We start from the raw sequence: 13,796 nt of genomic DNA, 5'->3' as shown, positions 1-13,796 counted from the left end.
CAGGATACCCCAAGGCGGGGTTGCCCGTAGGTTTAGGTTTGCCTAAAATAAACGGCATGGAATCCCCGATCCTTTACGCCTTTTTGGGGGGGCTCTTTACCTGGGGCCTCACCGCCTTGGGGGCAGCCAGTGTTTTCTTGGCCAAAGAGCCCAGCCGCAAGCTCTTGGATGGCATGCTGGGCTTTGCCGCCGGGGTGATGTTGGCGGCCAGCGTCTTCTCCCTTCTCCTGCCTGGCATGGAGATGGCCGAGGCCCAGGGCATGGTTCCCTGGATCCCTGCGGTGGTGGGGTTTCTACTGGGCGGGGGTCTATTGCGCCTCATAGACCGTTTTCTTCCCCACGTGCACCTGGGCCCCAAGGACGTTCCCGAGGGGCTAAAGGCCCTCTGGCGCCGCACCACCCTCCTTATCCTCGCCGTTACCCTCCACAACTTCCCCGAGGGCCTGGCGGTGGGGGTGGCCTTTGGAGCAGCGGGTTTGGATCCCACGGGGGCCGCCACCCTGGGTGGGGCCATCGCCTTGGCGGTGGGTATCGGCTTGCAGAACATGCCCGAAGGGTTGGCGGTGGCCTGGCCCCTAAGACGGGCGGGTATGCCAGCGGCGAAAGCCTGGTTTTACGGCCAGCTTTCCGCCATCGTAGAGCCCCTTGGGGCCGTTCTGGGAGCCCTTCTTGTGGCCGAGATGCTTGCCCTTTTGCCCTACCTCATGGCCTTGGCGGCGGGGGCCATGGTCTTCGTGATCGTGGAAGAGGTCATCCCGGAAAGCCAGGCGGAGGGCAACGGGGATATCTCCACCTTCGGGGTGATGACCGGCTTTGCCCTTATGATGGCCCTGGACGTGGCCCTGGGCTGATTCCTTCCTTAGAGAAAAGAGGGGGTGTGGGGGAGCTATAATCCCCCGGTTTTTAAACCGGGGATACATGGACTCCCCCACGTCCACCACAGGTGGACACGGATTTGGTACAATGTAAAAGAAGCCAGCCATGCGCAAAGCCTTCAAATACCGCCTTTACCCCACCAAGCCCCAGGTGAAAGACCTGGAGCGCACCCTTGAGCTTTGCCGTGAGCTGTACAACGCCGCCTTGCAGGAGCGTAGGGATGCTTACAAGAAGGCCGGGAAAAGTGTCGGCCTCTACCAACAGAAGAGGTACCTGCCCCAGATACGAGAGGAACTGCCCCAGTACAAAAGGGTCCACTCCCAGGTGCTCCAGGATGTTATTCACCGGGTGGACAAAGCCTTCCAGGGCTTCTTCCGGAGGCTCAAGGCCAAGAAGGGTAAGGCAGGCTACCCCCGCTTCAAGGGGAAGGGGCGCTACGACTCCTTTACCTTCCCCCAGGCCTACGAAACCGGGGTCAAGCTCCAGGATGGGGGAAGGCGTGTACTCCTCCACGGGATTGGTTCCGTCAAGGTCAAGCTCCACCGCCCTTTGGAAGGGAAGATCAAGACGGCGACGGTTAAGCGGGAAGGCGAGCATTGGTACATCATCTTCATCACCGAGGTGGACCCTAAGCCTTTGCCTCCAAGCGAGGAGGCCATCGGCATAGACCTGGGCACCAACCCCCACTTCCTCGTTACCTCGGAGGGGGAGATGGTAGAGGCTCCCCGCCACTTCCAGAAAGCCGAGGAGAAGCTGGCCAAGGCCCAAAGGGAGCTTTCCCGGAAGAAGAAGGGAAGCAACCGCAGGAAGAAGGCCAGGCTCAAGGTAGCCAAGCTCCACCGCAAGATCGCCAACCAGCGCAAAGACTTCCACCACAAACTCGCCAGGAGGCTCGTAAACCGCTATGGAACCATTGTTCACGAAGACCTGAACATCCTTGTTCTCTCCCGCTCCTACGTTGCCAAAGGCATACACGACGCGGGCTGGGCCCAGTTTCTCGCAATCCTCGCCTACAAAGCGGAAGAAGCTGGTAGGCGAGTCATCAAGGTAGACCCCAAGTACACCAGCCAGGACTGCCCGGTGTGCGGCCATAGGGAGAAGAAGCCTCTCTGGGTGCGGGCGTACACCTGTCCCCAGTGTGGGGCGCTTCTCCACCGGGACGTGGCCGCCGCTCAAAACATCCTGGCTAGGGCCTGGACGGGGCCTTCGGGGGTAGCAATACCATGCCCGAGAAGCCCTGGACTTTAGTCCGGGGAGTCGTCACGCTTGGGAATCCCTCTTGCCCAGGCGTTCCTTGAGAAGGCGGGCGGCTTCCTCCGCCTTGGCCTTGGCGGCTTCGGCAGCCTGGGCCGCTTTTTCCGAAAGCTCTTTCAGCTTGTCGGGGACGCCGTCCTTGTCCTGGTCCAGCTCCGCCAGGCGGGCCTTGGCCTCCTCGAGGGCCTTCTTGGCCTCCTGGAGAGCCTTTTCCACCAGGTCGGGCTTGCCGTCCTTGTCCTGGTCCAGCTTCTCCTTCAGCTCCTGAAGGCGCTTTTCCACCTCGGCGGTGGCGGAACGGGTTTTCTCGGAAAGCTGTTGCAACAAATCCTTAAGGAAATCCATAGCAAATAGTTTACAACAAGGCCCGGAGGTCCCCCACCACTTTCTCCGTTTCCTCCACCTTGTCCGGGCTGAAGAGGAGGACCAGGTTGCCCTCCTTCACCACGAAGGTGGTGGCGGTGTGGTCCACCAGGTACTCCCCCGGGCCCCGGTACTGGGTCTTCTGGTAGTAAACCCCGAAGGTCCGGGCCACCTCCTGGATGGTTTCCGGGCTTCCCGTGAGGCCCAGGAAGCTGGGGTGGAAGCCCTTGGCGTACTGGTCGGAGATCTGTGGGATATCCCGCTCGGGGTCCACGCTGATGAAGATCACCTGCACCCTTTCCTGCTCCTTGGGAGAGAGCTTTTCGTAGGCTCGCTTCAAAGCCAGCATGGTGGTGGGGCAGACGTCGGGGCAACGGGTGAAACCAAAGAAGATGAGGACCACCCTGCCCTGGCTGAGCTCGGCCAAGCGCACGGGGCCCTGGGGCCCCTCGAGGGTGAAATCCACGGGCTTGGGGTTCAGAAGCCGGGTGCCGTAGAAGCTATGGGTGCCCTTGGGCAGAAGGAGGAACGCCACCCCTACCAGAGCGAGGACTAACAGGATGGGTAAGAGAAAACTTCTTTTCATCGCATCTCCACGGGGAGGATTACCTTAAGCCTGCTACCGTCTTGGAACTTCAGAACCAGGACCACCTTTTCCCCCGCCTTAAGGGGGCGCTTAAGCCCTTCCAGCATAAGGTGGTATTTCCCCGGGCGGAACTCCACCCGGCCTCCCGGGGGAATGTCCAGGTAGGGAAGGGGGCGCATGCCCAGGACCACCTGGCCTCCCCGGTGTTCCCGGTGGTCCTGATGGAAGGAAACCCGCTCGGCCACCTCCGTTTCGGCTCCCACCAGGCGCAAGGGGGTCTTGCCCCGGTTTTCCAGGGTCAGGTAGGCGGCGGTGTCCTTCACCACCGGGGGCACCAGGCGGACCCAGCCCGGGGTGGCCACAGCCTGGGCCAAGGCCATGCTACCCAGCAACAGGAAAAGCCACCTCACCCCTCCAGGCTACCAGGAGGGGAAGGACATATGTACTCCCCAGGGGTGAGGAGTACGGATGTCCCGCCCTTCCCTTCTACCCTAGGGGCGGTGCGGCCCGTTCTTATCCTGGGCTTTCTGGCCCTTCCGGGACTGGCGGCTCCGGTGCTTCGCCTGGAAGGGGAGGTAAGGGGTCCATTGGTGCTTTCCACCCCGAACCTGGTGGTGGAGGGGCAAGGGGCAGTCCTGCGAGGGAACAAGGGGCACACCTTGAGCCTCCTCGCCCCGGGGATCAAGGTGCGGGGGCTAAGGGTGGTGGGGGCGGGGCCCGAGGGGGATTTCTTTGAGCCGGACGCCGCCATTTACCTCTCGGGGTGCGAGGGATGCCTGCTGGAGGATGTGAGGGTGGAGGAAGCCCCCGCTGCGGTGCGCCTTAAGGACTATCCCCTGGAGGGCCTCCTCGCCCTGGCCCTGCTTCTCAACCCCCAGGAGATCCACCGGGTGGGGCTCCTGGCCAGCTTGAAGGCCCCGGTGCTCACCGGGCCCATAGGGTACCTGGTGGCGGAGCGGCTTGGGGAGGTGGGGCCTTGGCTGGGCTTCCTTTACCTGGCCTTCTCGGGGCTTGCCCTGGCCCTGCTGGGCGCCCTGGTCTTTGCCCGTCGGGACCGGTAGCATAGGGCATGCGACTCCGTCTGGCGGCCTTTTTGTTCATCCTTCCCTTTTTCCTCCAGCTTCTGGGCTTCGGGAAGACCCCCTTGGGCGGGGGGCTGTGCGGGGAGCTTTTCCTGGTGCAAAACCCCGCCCTGGCCTTCCAGACCCCGGGGTTCTGGTACGCCCTTCTCTTCATGGTCCTGTTGGCCCTCGAGCTGGGCTACGGCCTCTCCCTGCTCCTCCTGCCCCTTCTGGAGGTATCCATAGGCCCGGGCTGGCGGCGCCTGGGGCGGTACCTGGTGGGGGTGATGGGGGGGCTTTTCCTCCTCACCCGCACCACGGGTCTACCCGCCCCGGGGCCCGGGGGGTGGGTGCTGGAGCGGGCCCCGGTGGACCCCCTTTCCCTGCTCTTGGTGGGCCTTTCCCTGGCAGGGGGCTTCCTCCTGAGGGAGAATGGGGGGCATGGAGCGGCTTCTTGAGGTGATGCGCCGCCTCAGGGGGCCGGGGGGGTGCCCCTGGGACCGGGCCCAGACCCACGAAAGCCTCATCCCGTACCTTTTGGAGGAGGCCAGCGAGGCGGCGGATGCCCTGTTGAAGGGGGATTCCCAGGAGATGGCGGAGGAGCTTGGGGATGTGCTTTTGCAGGTGGCCTTTCACAGCGTCATCGCCGAGGAGGAGGGGCGGTTCTCCTACGAGGACGTGGAAAGAAGCATCGTGGAAAAGCTCATCCGCCGCCACCCCCATGTGTTCGGGGAGGGCACGGCCAAGACCCCGGAGGAGGTGAAGGCCCGCTGGGAGGAGCTGAAGGCGGAGGAGGGGAAAAAGGAGGAGCCCTGTGGGCTACCCAAGCACCTTCCCACCCTGCTTCGGGCTTATGAGCTCCAGCGAAAGGGCGTGGATCCGGGAAGCGCGGAGGGCCTGAGGGCGGCCCTGGAGAAAGGGGACCTCGAGGAGGCACTTTGGAACCTGGTGGGGCTTTTCGCCAAGCGGGGCCTGGACCCCGAGACCGCCTTAAGAAGGCGCTTCCAGAGAGCCTGCCAGGAGGGCTAGCCCTTCCCGAGGGCTTCCGCCTGGCGGCGGTGGCCGTGCCCCTTCTTGGGGAAAGCCTCCTTTTCACCCTAAGGAGCCCCCACCTCCCCACCCACGCCGGGCAGATCAGCTTCCCGGGAGGAGTGGTGGAGCCAGGGGAAACCCCCGTGGAGGCAGCCCTGCGGGAGGCCGCGGAGGAGGTGGGCCTTTTGGGGGTGGAGCCCCTGGGGTACCTTGCCCCGGTGCTTTCCCCCCAGGGTTTCCTGGTCCAGCCGGTGGTGGTCTTCCGGGAGGACCTTCCTCCCCTAAGGCCCAATCCCCTCGAGGTGGCCGAGGTCTTCCTGGCCCCGTTGAAGGAGCTTCTCCAGGTAAACCCCTGGAGCGAGGTGCGCCATGGCCGCACCGTCTGGCATTTTCCCTGGCGGGGGGTGGACATCTGGGGGGTGACGGGGAATATCCTTAAGGAGTTTCTGGAGGTGTGGCGTGAAGCGAGTGGGGATTCTTCTGGCGGACCTTTTTGACGAGCGGGAGTTCCTGTACCCCTATTACCGGGTGCAGGAGGCCGGGTATACCCCGGTGGTCATCGGTCCTGAGGCCCGGGAGTACAGGGCCAAATCCGGTTTTTCCTGGAAGGCGGAGGTAAGCGCCCGGGAGGCACCGGAGCTGGCGGGCCTCCTCATCCCCGGAGGCTTCGCCCCCGATTACCTGAGAAGAAGCCCTGAGGTGCTGGCCCTGGTGCGCCGGGTGGCGGAGGGGGGAGGGCCCCTCGGGGCCATCTGCCATGCGGGCTGGGTTCTCATCAGCGCCGGGCTGGTGCGGGGCAGGCGGGTCACGGGGTTTTCCTCCATCCGGGACGACCTGGAGAACGCCGGAGGGCTTTACCAGGAGGCTGGGGTGGTGGTGGATGGAAACCTGGTGACCGCCCAGGGGCCCAAGGACCTGCCCGGGTTCGTCCTGGCCTTTTTGGAGCTTCTGGCTAAAGGGTGAACCGGGTTCCCCTCTCCCCTTGCAAGACCCCGGCCACTACGCCCCTTTCCCCCTGGGCGATGGCGGCCCAGGGGGCACCTGCCCTAAGGGCGTTTAAGGCAGCTTCCACCTTGGGAATCATGCCCCCCTGGAGGATCCCCTGGGCCTTCAGGTCGTCCACTTCCTTCGGCGTGAGGTGGGGGAAGCGGGTGGTGGGATCCTTGGGGTTCCTTAAGACCCCGGGCACATCCGTGAGGAAGAGGGCGGGCCACCCCAAGGCCCCGGCCACCGCGGAGGCGGCGGTGTCGGCGTTCACGTTCAAGGGGCCTTCCTCGTCCAGGGCGATGGGGGCGAGAAGGGGTGTGTAGCCCTTTTCCAGGAGGTCCAGGAGCAATCCCACTTCCACCCCCACCACCTCCCCCACCCGGCCCAGGTGGGGGAGGGCCTTTCCCCTCAGGCACAGGGCATCCCGACCGGAAAGGGAAAGGGTCCTTCGCCCTCTTCGGGAAAGCCCCTCCGCCAGGCGCTTCCCCGTGAGGCACAGGCTCATCTCCACCACCTCCATGTGCTCAGGAGGCGTTACCCGCAGGCCTCCCTCAAAGCGGCTTTCCAGACCCAGGCGGGTAAGCCAGGCCCCGATCTCCGGCCCGCCCCCGTGCACCAGAACCAGGGGGCCAGGGTAGCTGGCGAGCTCGTCCAGCAGGGTTTCGGCACCCCTTAGGCTTCCCCCCACCTTCACCAGCAAGGGTTCACTCAAGGTAGATCACCTCCTCGGGCAGGTCCTCTTCCTCCTCGGCCTCCAGGAGGTCCAAAAAGCCCAAGGCGGCGTGGTCGGGGTGGAGGCCGAAATGGGCCGCCAGGGCCTGGACCGCGCTTACCGGGGGCATGCGGCTGGCCTTCTCAAGCAGGGGTTTCAGCTCCGAAGGGGCCATAAGCCTTTCCCCTAGCTCCGTTCCCTGGGCCAGCTCCGCCTGGACCTTTCCCCCCTCGGCCAGAAGAAAGAGAAGCTCCTCCTCGGCCAGGACCAGGAAGGCCAGGGCCTTCCCCAGTTGGGAGAGCTCCTCCAGGAAGGCCCGTATGGCCTCGGGGTCCTCCTGGGCCTCGAGGGCCTCGTGGTACAGGCTCACCCAGGGAGGATCCGGAACCAGGTAGACCCCGGCCCCCAGGGTCTTGTCCTGGGCCCAGGCCAGCACCCTTTCCAGCGGGGCCTCCACGTGGAGGGAGAGAAAGCTCCGCACCAAGCCCTATACTAGCCCTTGTGAGCGCCCTTTACCGCCGGGTCCGCCCCCTCACCTTTGAGGAGCTGGTGGGCCAGGAGCACGTGAAGGAGCCCCTGGTGCGGGCCATCCGGGAAGGACGCCTTGCCCAGGCCTACCTCTTTTCCGGTCCGCGGGGGGTGGGGAAGACCACCACCGCCCGGCTTCTGGCCATGGCCGTGGGGTGCCAGGAGGCGGAGCGCCCTTGCGGGGTTTGCGCCCACTGCCAGGCGGTGCAAAAGGGAGCCCACCCCGATGTGGTGGAGATCGACGCCGCCAGCAACAACTCGGTGGAGGACGTGCGGGAGCTTAGGGAGAGGATCCTCCTTGCCCCCCTTTCCGCCCCCAGGAAGGTCTTCATCCTGGACGAGGCCCACATGCTCTCCAAAAGCGCCTTCAACGCCCTCCTCAAGACCCTGGAGGAGCCCCCGCCCCACGTGCTCTTCATCTTCGCCACCACCGAGCCCGAGAGGATGCCCCCCACCATCCTTTCCCGCACCCAGCACTACCGCTTCCGCCGCCTCACGGAGGAGGAGATCGCCTTTAAGCTCCAGCGCATCCTCAAGGAGATGGGGAGGGAGGCGGAGGAAGACGCCCTTCTCCTGGTGGCAAGGCTTTCGGACGGGGCGCTTAGGGATGCGGAAAGCCTTTTGGACCGCCTGCTTCTCCTGGAAGGTCCCTTGACCCGAAAGCAGGTGGAGGAGGCCTTGGGCCTTCCGCCAAGAGAAGCTCTTTCCCGCCTGGCCCAGGGCCTGGCCCGGGGGGATCTCAAGGAAGTGCTCTCGGAGGCTAGGGGGCTTTACGCCAAGGGCTTTGCCCCAAGGAGCCTGGTGGGAGGGCTCATGGAGGTGCTCCGGGAGGCCCTCTATGCCGCCCACGGCCTGCCGGGGGAGAGCCTCGAGGCTCCTCCCGAAGCCTTGCTGGGAGCCCTCACCGCCTTGGACGAGGCCATGGAGCGCCTTGCCAAGCGCTCGGACCTCCTGGCCCTGGAGGCAGCCCTGTTGCAGGCGGCCAGGGTTTTCCCGGCGGCCTCCTTGTTCCAGCCGGGCAAGGGGGAGGTTCAGCCCAAGGCCAGCCCTCCCTCCGGGAAAGCGGTGCGGGCCGAGGCGGCTTTGCCTGAAGAGCCAGCCCATTTGCGTAAGCAAGAGGCTTCCCAGGAAGACCTGCCCGAGTTCCATCCCACCAAGCCCCTGGTGCCACCAGGCGCCAGGGAAGCAGGCCTTTCCGGGGAGATGCCAAGGGACCTGGCCGGGAGGTGGCGGGCGCTCCTCGAGGCCCTGAAGCCCACCCTGAGGGCCTTCCTCAGGGAGGCCCGGCCGGACCTGGAAGAAGGGCGCTTGGTGCTTCGCTTCCCCGAGAGCAAGGCCTTCCACCACAAGCGGGCTGAGGAGCAAAGGGCCATCCTTCTCCCCCTGGTGCGGGCCCACTTCGGGGTGGAGGAGGTGGCCTTTCTCCTGGAAAAAAAAAGCCTAGACCCTAGGCCCCCGTCCCGGAACCTTCCTTTGCCCGGGGAAAAACGTGGGCGTTCGGAAGAGCCCAAGGCCTCCGAGCCCGCTTCCCCGGCCCTGCCCAAAGGGAGTGTCCAGGAGGCCAGGGGTTTTCCTGAAGGGGAGGAGGAGCCGTGGGATGCCTTGCCCGAGCCAGCCGAAAGGCCACCATCCGCAGAGGCTTCTTGGCGAGGGGAGGTGGATCCCTTTGGCCAAGAGGCTCCGGCGGAGGACCCCATCAGGCCTCCTGAGGATCCCAACCGGCGCCTGGCGGAGATCGCCCGGCTCCTGGGGGCGCGGCTTCTATGGGTGCGCAGGCCCAGGCTTCCCGAGGCCGAGGAACCGCTGAGTGAAGACGACATAGGGGGTACTGGTATATAATGCCCTCATGACCAAGACCACCGAGCTGAGGCAAGAGACCGTAGAAAACATCCTTAAGCGGCTACGACGTATCGAAGGCCAGGTGAGGGGTTTGCAGAAGATGGTGGCGGAGGGGCGCCCTTGCGATGAGGTGCTTACCCAGATGACCGCCACCAAGAAGGCCATGGAGGCGGCGGCCACCTTGATCCTGGAGGAGTTCCTCAACATCTGCGCCGCCGAGGTTTCCGAGGGCAAGGTGGACCCCAAAAAGCCCGGGGAGATCGCCACCATGCTGAAGAAGTTCATCTAGCCCCTTGCTGGGTCGCAGGAGCCCGGGCTTAGGACGAGGGTTTGGGAAGGTGCCGAAGAGGCTCAGGCGCCTCTTTCAGGCTTTTTTCCCTCGAGGCGAGGAGCCGGACGATGCCTTCGCCCTGGCCTTTCTGCAGGAGGAGGAGCGCACCCTTTACCTTTCCATGGACCCCAGGGACCGGGCCCATGCGGTGCGGGTGGCCCGCCGGCTCCTGAAGCACTACCCTGAGGCCCCTGCCTTCGCCATCCGGGCTGCCCTTCTTCACGATGCGGGAAAGGCCCTGAGGCCCTACCGTCCCCTGGAGCGCATCCTCACCGGGCTTTACGCCCTCCCCGTACCCCCTTATCCCCTGCGCAAGGGGATCTTGGGGGCCTTCCAGGTGCGCCGCCACCACCCCCTGTACGCTGCGGAGCGCATTCAGGACCCCGAGGTGCGGGCTTTGGTCCTGGAGCACCACCGCCCGCAAAGCCTCTGGGGCCAAAGGCTCCACCAGGCGGACCAGGAGGAATAGCCCCCTTTGGGCAAATGCCCCTAGCCAAGCTGGACCCTTAAGGAGTAGGGTATCAATGAGCGAAGGAGGGCTTATGGATGACTTCACCTGGCGCGTGGGCGGCCCCCAAGGGGGCGGGATAGAGACGGCGGCCACCTTGTTTGCCCGGGCCGTGGCCAAGGGCGGCTGGTGGGTGGCCACCAAGCGGGAGTACCACTCCAACATCATGGGGCGGCACTCCTACCTGGACGTGCGGCTTGCGCGAAAACCCGTGGCCTCTTTCCGGGACCGGGTGGACTTCCTGGTGGCCCTGGACGGGGAGACCTTGGCCCGCCACCTGGGGGAGGTGCGGGAAGGGGGGGTGCTCCTCTACGACCCCAAGGTCTTGGACCTCACGGTCCACAAGCTCCCCATGCTGGACCACCGGGTGGCCGAGGACCTCAGGGAGCGCCTGGGCCGGGAGGACCCGAGCCTTAGGGAGATCCTTCAGGCGTACGTGGAGGCCGGGGTCCAGCCCCTGCCCTACCCCTTTGAGGAGGTGGCGGACCGGATCGGGGCGGAGCTGGGTGTCCCTTCCCTTCAAGCCCGGCGCACCCTGAACACCATCGCCGTGGCGGCAAGCCTTCACTTTCTGGGCTTTCCCTTAGAGCCCTTGCTGGAGGCCTTGGCCCTTCAGTTTAGGGGCAAGGTGCTGGAGCTGAACCAAAGTGTGGCCCAGGCGGTCTACCGGGAGGAGGTCCCCAAGCTTTCCTTCCAGCTCCACCTAAACGGGTACGAGCCAGGCCGGGTCTACCTCACCGGGGCCCAGGCGGCGGCCTTGGGCAAGCTGGCGGGCGGGCTTCGCTTCCAGACCTACTACCCCATAAGCCCGGCCACGGACGAGTCCACCTACCTCGAGGCCCACACCGCTTTCACGGGGGCCGACGTGGCCGTGGTCCAAACGGAAGACGAGATCGCCGCCGTGACCATGGCCGTGGGGGCGGCCCTCGCTGGGGCGAAGGCGGCCACCGCCACCAGCGGGCCCGGCTTCAGCCTCATGGCCGAGGGCATGGGCTTTGCCGGCATGATCGAGGCCCCCTTGGTGGTGACCCTCTACCAGCGGGGTGGCCCGAGCACCGGCCTTCCCACCCGCACCGAGCAGGGCGACTTGATGTTCGCCATCCGGGGCGGGCACGGGGAGTATCCCAGGATCGTCCTGGCCTCGGGGGACCTCCTGGACGCCTTCTTGGATGCCCAGAAGGCTTTGGCCTGGGCCTGGCGGTACCAGACGGTGGTGGTCCACCTCCTGGACAAGTTCCTGGCGAGCACTGGACAGATCCTCCCCCAGGAGACCCTGAAGCCCCTGGCCTTGGACGGGGCAAGGCGCCTTGCCCCAAAGGAGGGAAAGCCCGCCCCCTATGCCCGCTACGCCCCCACGGAGGACGGCATCTCTCCCTTCGCCCCCCTGGGCACGCCCGGGGTCTTCTACTGGATGACCTCGGACGAGCACGACCCCCTGGGGCACATCACCGAGGACCCCGTCCTCCGGGAGGCCCAGATGGAAAAGCGCATGCAGAAGCTCCTCACCGCCCGGAAGGAGATCCCCCTCGCCGACCAGTACACCCTCTTCCGGGATGGGGAGGTCCTGGTCCTGGGCTTCGGCTCGGTGAAGAGCACCCTCCTCGAGGCCCTGGACCACCTCGAGGGGGTGGGGTACCTGCACCTAAGGCTCCTCTGGCCCTTCCCGGAGATCGCCCACCTCCTGGAGGGGAAAAGGCTCGTCACCGTGGAGCACAACTACTCGGGGCAGCTCGCCGATTTGGTCCAGCAGGAGACCCTGAAGAAGGTTCACCATCGGGTGGTGAAGTACAACGGCCGGCCCATCACCCTGGAGGAGGCCGTGGAGGCCCTGAAGGCCGTCAAGAAGGGCCAGGCCCCGGGGAGGATCGTGCTCAGGAAAGGGGTGTAGCGTGGTAGAGCTCAAGCTTACCGACTACAAGGCGGACAAGCATCCGGACTGGTGCCCGGGCTGTGGGGACTTCGGCATCCTCTCGGCCCTGCAGATGGCCCTCTTTGAGCTCAGGCTGGACCCAAGCCAGACGGTGGTCTTCTCGGGGATCGGCTGCTCGGCCAAGACCCCCCATTACCTCAATGTCTACGGGGTCCACACCCTCCACGGCCGCGTCCTCCCCATCGCCCAAGGGGCCAAGCTGGCCAACCCCCACCTCACCGTGGTGGCGGTGGGGGGGGACGGGGACGGTCTGGGGATCGGGGCCGGGCACTTCGTGGCGGCAGGCCGCCGCAACGTGGACATGCTCTACATCCTCTACGACAACGAGGTCTACGGTCTCACCAAGGGGCAGGCGGGGCCCACCTTGGGCCTAGGGGAGAAGACCAAAAGCCTTCCCAAGCCCAACCCCCAGGGGCGCGTCAACCCCCTGCTTCTGGCCTTCGCCTCGGGCTACACCTGGATCGCCCGGGGCTACGCCTACGACGTGAAGAGCCTGAAGGAGCTCATCAAGGAGGGCCTTAGCCACAAGGGCCTGGCCTTTCTGCATGTCCTCCAGCCCTGCCCCACCTACAACGACCTGCACACCAAGGAGTGGTTTGCCCCTAGGATCTATAGGCTCCAGGACGAGGGGTACGATCCCCATGTTCCCGAGGGGCTTCCTCCTGAGGAGCTGGACAAAAAGATGGCTCAGTTCCAGGAGAAGGCGGCGGAATGGGGGGAGCGGATCCCCATAGGGGTCTTCTGGAAGGCGGAGGTGCCCACCTTTGAGGAGCGCCTCAAGGCCTATCTGCCCCGCTACCCTGAGGTCTACCCTGCCTTAGGGCAACAGGAACCCCTGGACCTCGAGGGCCTCCTTAAGGAGTTCGCCCTTTAAGGCCGGATGAGCCGCGCCGGGGTGGCGATGAGGTCCACCCGGCGCTCCGGCTCCACCGGAAGCTTGGGGTAGACCATGAGGGCGTGGGCCAGGGTGGCGAAGGGGGCCTCCACGGCAAGCCAGGCCTGGGGAAAGCCATAGCCCTTCCCCACCCAGCCCCCCTCTTCATCCACGGCCACGGCCCCGATGAGGACCAGGTCTATGGGCTGCTCCTTTAGGTCCACCTTCACCCCGTAGCGGTAGGCCTCCCGCACCCGCTTGAGCTTTCTTGGGTCCAGGTCCTTAAGGAGCACGAACTCCCCCGGCCGGTCGGGGTGGGGGAGGATCAGGGCCTTTCCTGCCTTCAGGGCCTCTTCCCGCAAGGGTTTCAGCACCGCATCCATGCCCGCCAGGATGAGCCTGGCCCTTTGAAACTCCGGGGTGCGGAGGAGGAGCCCCGCTGCCTTTTTGGCTCCCAGGAAGTTGGGGTGGTGGCCGTGGGGAGGCGTGGGGTGAAGGGCCAGGTCGTAGCGGGCTAAGGTGTTCCAGACTTCTTCCCTAAGTTGGCCCAGGGTCATGAGGAAGCTTGCGTCAAGAACCGCCCAGTTCAAGGGTGCGTTCCTCCCGCATCGCCCGTATGACTTCCTCTGGGGAAGAGATGGGTCCTTGTAGGTGGCTTCGGATCTCCTGGCCCAGCCTCCAAAGCGCATCGAGGATCTCTTGTTGCTTAGGCGCTTTCCGGAGCCGCTCGTATTCTTCCACGGACAGGATGACCGCTACGGCTCTTCCTCCCCGTTCCACCACCAGGGTTTCTCCCTGGGCCACGCGTTGGAGGACCTCCCCAAAGTGAACCCGGGCCTCGGTGGCGGAGATGGGGGTGCCGGTGTCCTCAATCATTACATTAATCAGTATACCCAACTAAGGGAGGCAAGGCCC

Annotated in this window: 19 protein-coding genes; 12 read left to right on the top strand and 7 right to left on the bottom strand. The window is 65.3% G+C overall.

Annotated elements, in window-relative coordinates; all coding sequences use genetic code 11:
* Positions 1-56 precede the first annotated feature (56 nt).
* Entirely contained in the window at positions 57-851 is a 795-nt protein-coding gene (locus MI302_RS11780) for a ZIP family metal transporter (RefSeq protein ID WP_239725872.1), read from the top strand.
* Positions 852-981: 130 nt separating this feature from the next.
* Complete coding sequence (locus tag MI302_RS11775; RefSeq protein ID WP_239725871.1) at positions 982-2,124, top strand: transposase; 1,143 nt, start codon at positions 982-984, stop codon at positions 2,122-2,124.
* A gap of 12 nt (positions 2,125-2,136) precedes the next feature.
* On the opposite strand, the gene MI302_RS11770 is transcribed toward MI302_RS11775, so the two are convergent.
* The 3 genes from MI302_RS11770 to MI302_RS11760 are packed head-to-tail and all read right to left on the bottom strand — an operon-like array spanning position 2,137 to position 3,489.
* Positions 2,137-2,475 (bottom strand): dolichyl-phosphate-mannose-protein mannosyltransferase, encoded by a 339-nt coding sequence (locus MI302_RS11770; RefSeq protein WP_239725870.1) that lies wholly within the window; start codon positions 2,473-2,475, stop codon positions 2,137-2,139.
* 10 nt (positions 2,476-2,485) lie between these two features.
* The gene (locus MI302_RS11765) at positions 2,486-3,079 is read right to left on the bottom strand and encodes an SCO family protein (protein ID WP_126169880.1); all 594 of its coding nucleotides are present in this window, start codon (positions 3,077-3,079) and stop codon (positions 2,486-2,488) included.
* Positions 3,076-3,489: a copper chaperone PCu(A)C gene (locus tag MI302_RS11760; protein ID WP_239725869.1), complete on the bottom strand. Its 414-nt coding sequence runs from the start codon at positions 3,487-3,489 to the stop codon at positions 3,076-3,078. Before MI302_RS11760 ends, MI302_RS11765 begins: the two co-directional genes overlap by 4 nt.
* A gap of 90 nt (positions 3,490-3,579) precedes the next feature.
* Between MI302_RS11760 and MI302_RS11755 the strand changes: the two genes are divergently transcribed.
* Genes MI302_RS11755 through MI302_RS11735 form a run of 5 tightly spaced genes read left to right on the top strand, consistent with a single transcriptional unit; the run spans position 3,580 to position 6,135 of the window.
* Positions 3,580-4,140 carry a hypothetical protein gene (locus tag MI302_RS11755; protein WP_019550619.1) on the top strand — a complete coding sequence of 187 codons (561 nt, stop codon included), beginning with the start codon at positions 3,580-3,582 and terminating at the stop codon, positions 4,138-4,140.
* Positions 4,141-4,148: 8 nt separating this feature from the next.
* Complete coding sequence (locus MI302_RS11750) at positions 4,149-4,598, top strand: hypothetical protein (RefSeq protein ID WP_019550618.1); 450 nt, start codon at positions 4,149-4,151, stop codon at positions 4,596-4,598.
* Positions 4,573-5,169, top strand: a complete 597-nt coding sequence (locus MI302_RS11745; protein WP_019550617.1) for a MazG family protein — start codon at positions 4,573-4,575, stop codon at positions 5,167-5,169. The genes MI302_RS11750 and MI302_RS11745 overlap by 26 nt, the downstream gene beginning before the upstream one ends.
* A gap of 29 nt (positions 5,170-5,198) precedes the next feature.
* Entirely contained in the window at positions 5,199-5,669 is a 471-nt protein-coding gene (locus tag MI302_RS11740) for a CoA pyrophosphatase (protein ID WP_126169883.1), read from the top strand.
* Positions 5,632-6,135, top strand: a complete 504-nt coding sequence (locus MI302_RS11735) for a type 1 glutamine amidotransferase domain-containing protein (RefSeq protein ID WP_038070872.1) — start codon at positions 5,632-5,634, stop codon at positions 6,133-6,135. The genes MI302_RS11740 and MI302_RS11735 overlap by 38 nt, the downstream gene beginning before the upstream one ends.
* On the opposite strand, the gene argB is transcribed toward MI302_RS11735, so the two are convergent.
* Together argB and MI302_RS11725 are read right to left on the bottom strand one after the other, a co-directional pair.
* On the bottom strand, positions 6,125-6,871 hold the full coding sequence (argB, locus tag MI302_RS11730; RefSeq protein WP_126201106.1) for an acetylglutamate kinase: 747 nt from the start codon (positions 6,869-6,871) through the stop codon (positions 6,125-6,127). The two genes, MI302_RS11735 and argB, sit on opposite strands and share 11 nt — an antisense overlap.
* Positions 6,864-7,355 carry a hypothetical protein gene (locus MI302_RS11725; RefSeq protein WP_239725868.1) on the bottom strand — a complete coding sequence of 164 codons (492 nt, stop codon included), beginning with the start codon at positions 7,353-7,355 and terminating at the stop codon, positions 6,864-6,866. The genes argB and MI302_RS11725 overlap by 8 nt, the downstream gene beginning before the upstream one ends.
* A 17-nt stretch (positions 7,356-7,372) precedes the next feature.
* On the opposite strand from MI302_RS11725, the gene dnaX reads away from it, so the two are divergent.
* From dnaX to MI302_RS11700, 5 genes are all read left to right on the top strand, one after another.
* The gene (gene dnaX, locus MI302_RS11720; RefSeq protein ID WP_126187072.1) at positions 7,373-9,238 is read left to right on the top strand and encodes a DNA polymerase III subunit gamma/tau; all 1,866 of its coding nucleotides are present in this window, start codon (positions 7,373-7,375) and stop codon (positions 9,236-9,238) included.
* A 7-nt stretch (positions 9,239-9,245) separates the two neighbouring features.
* Positions 9,246-9,527, top strand: a complete 282-nt coding sequence (locus MI302_RS11715; RefSeq protein WP_126164476.1) for a metal-sensitive transcriptional regulator — start codon at positions 9,246-9,248, stop codon at positions 9,525-9,527.
* A 49-nt stretch (positions 9,528-9,576) separates the two neighbouring features.
* Positions 9,577-10,038, top strand: a complete 462-nt coding sequence (locus MI302_RS11710; protein WP_126164475.1) for an HD domain-containing protein — start codon at positions 9,577-9,579, stop codon at positions 10,036-10,038.
* Positions 10,039-10,111: 73 nt separating this feature from the next.
* The gene (locus MI302_RS11705) at positions 10,112-11,965 is read left to right on the top strand and encodes a 2-oxoacid:acceptor oxidoreductase subunit alpha (RefSeq protein ID WP_239725867.1); all 1,854 of its coding nucleotides are present in this window, start codon (positions 10,112-10,114) and stop codon (positions 11,963-11,965) included.
* A 1-nt stretch (position 11,966) separates the two neighbouring features.
* Positions 11,967-12,881, top strand: a complete 915-nt coding sequence (locus tag MI302_RS11700) for a 2-oxoacid:ferredoxin oxidoreductase subunit beta (RefSeq protein WP_239725866.1) — start codon at positions 11,967-11,969, stop codon at positions 12,879-12,881.
* Here the strand turns inward: MI302_RS11700 and MI302_RS11695 are convergent.
* A complete protein-coding gene (locus MI302_RS11695) occupies positions 12,878-13,438 on the bottom strand; it encodes a 5-formyltetrahydrofolate cyclo-ligase (protein WP_026328974.1) in 561 nt (186 codons plus the stop codon). The two genes, MI302_RS11700 and MI302_RS11695, sit on opposite strands and share 4 nt — an antisense overlap.
* 13 nt (positions 13,439-13,451) lie before the next feature.
* Entirely contained in the window at positions 13,452-13,757 is a 306-nt protein-coding gene (locus MI302_RS11690) for a type II toxin-antitoxin system Phd/YefM family antitoxin (protein WP_126164253.1), read from the bottom strand.
* Between the last annotated feature and the right edge of the window lie 39 nt (positions 13,758-13,796).

The organism is Thermus sp. NEB1569, assembly GCF_022385295.1.
Classification (GTDB): domain Bacteria; phylum Deinococcota; class Deinococci; order Deinococcales; family Thermaceae; genus Thermus; species Thermus scotoductus.
This window is presented reverse-complemented; position numbering and strand designations above follow the sequence as displayed.

Excerpts from the sequence above, each read along its gene's own strand:
- MI302_RS11780 (WP_239725872.1), top strand. The coding sequence starts at position 57 with ATGGAATCCCCGATCCTTTACGCCTTTTTGGGGGGGCTCTTTACCTGG.
- MI302_RS11775 (WP_239725871.1), top strand. The coding sequence starts at position 982 with ATGCGCAAAGCCTTCAAATACCGCCTTTACCCCACCAAGCCCCAGGTG.
- MI302_RS11770 (WP_239725870.1), bottom strand. The coding sequence starts at position 2,475 with ATGGATTTCCTTAAGGATTTGTTGCAACAGCTTTCCGAGAAAACCCGT.
- MI302_RS11765 (WP_126169880.1), bottom strand. The coding sequence starts at position 3,079 with ATGAAAAGAAGTTTTCTCTTACCCATCCTGTTAGTCCTCGCTCTGGTA.
- MI302_RS11750 (WP_019550618.1), top strand. The coding sequence starts at position 4,149 with ATGCGACTCCGTCTGGCGGCCTTTTTGTTCATCCTTCCCTTTTTCCTC.
- MI302_RS11745 (WP_019550617.1), top strand. The coding sequence starts at position 4,573 with ATGGGGGGCATGGAGCGGCTTCTTGAGGTGATGCGCCGCCTCAGGGGG.
- MI302_RS11715 (WP_126164476.1), top strand. The coding sequence starts at position 9,246 with ATGACCAAGACCACCGAGCTGAGGCAAGAGACCGTAGAAAACATCCTT.
- MI302_RS11705 (WP_239725867.1), top strand. The coding sequence starts at position 10,112 with ATGGATGACTTCACCTGGCGCGTGGGCGGCCCCCAAGGGGGCGGGATA.
- MI302_RS11695 (WP_026328974.1), bottom strand. The coding sequence starts at position 13,438 with ATGACCCTGGGCCAACTTAGGGAAGAAGTCTGGAACACCTTAGCCCGC.
- MI302_RS11690 (WP_126164253.1), bottom strand. The coding sequence starts at position 13,757 with ATGATTGAGGACACCGGCACCCCCATCTCCGCCACCGAGGCCCGGGTT.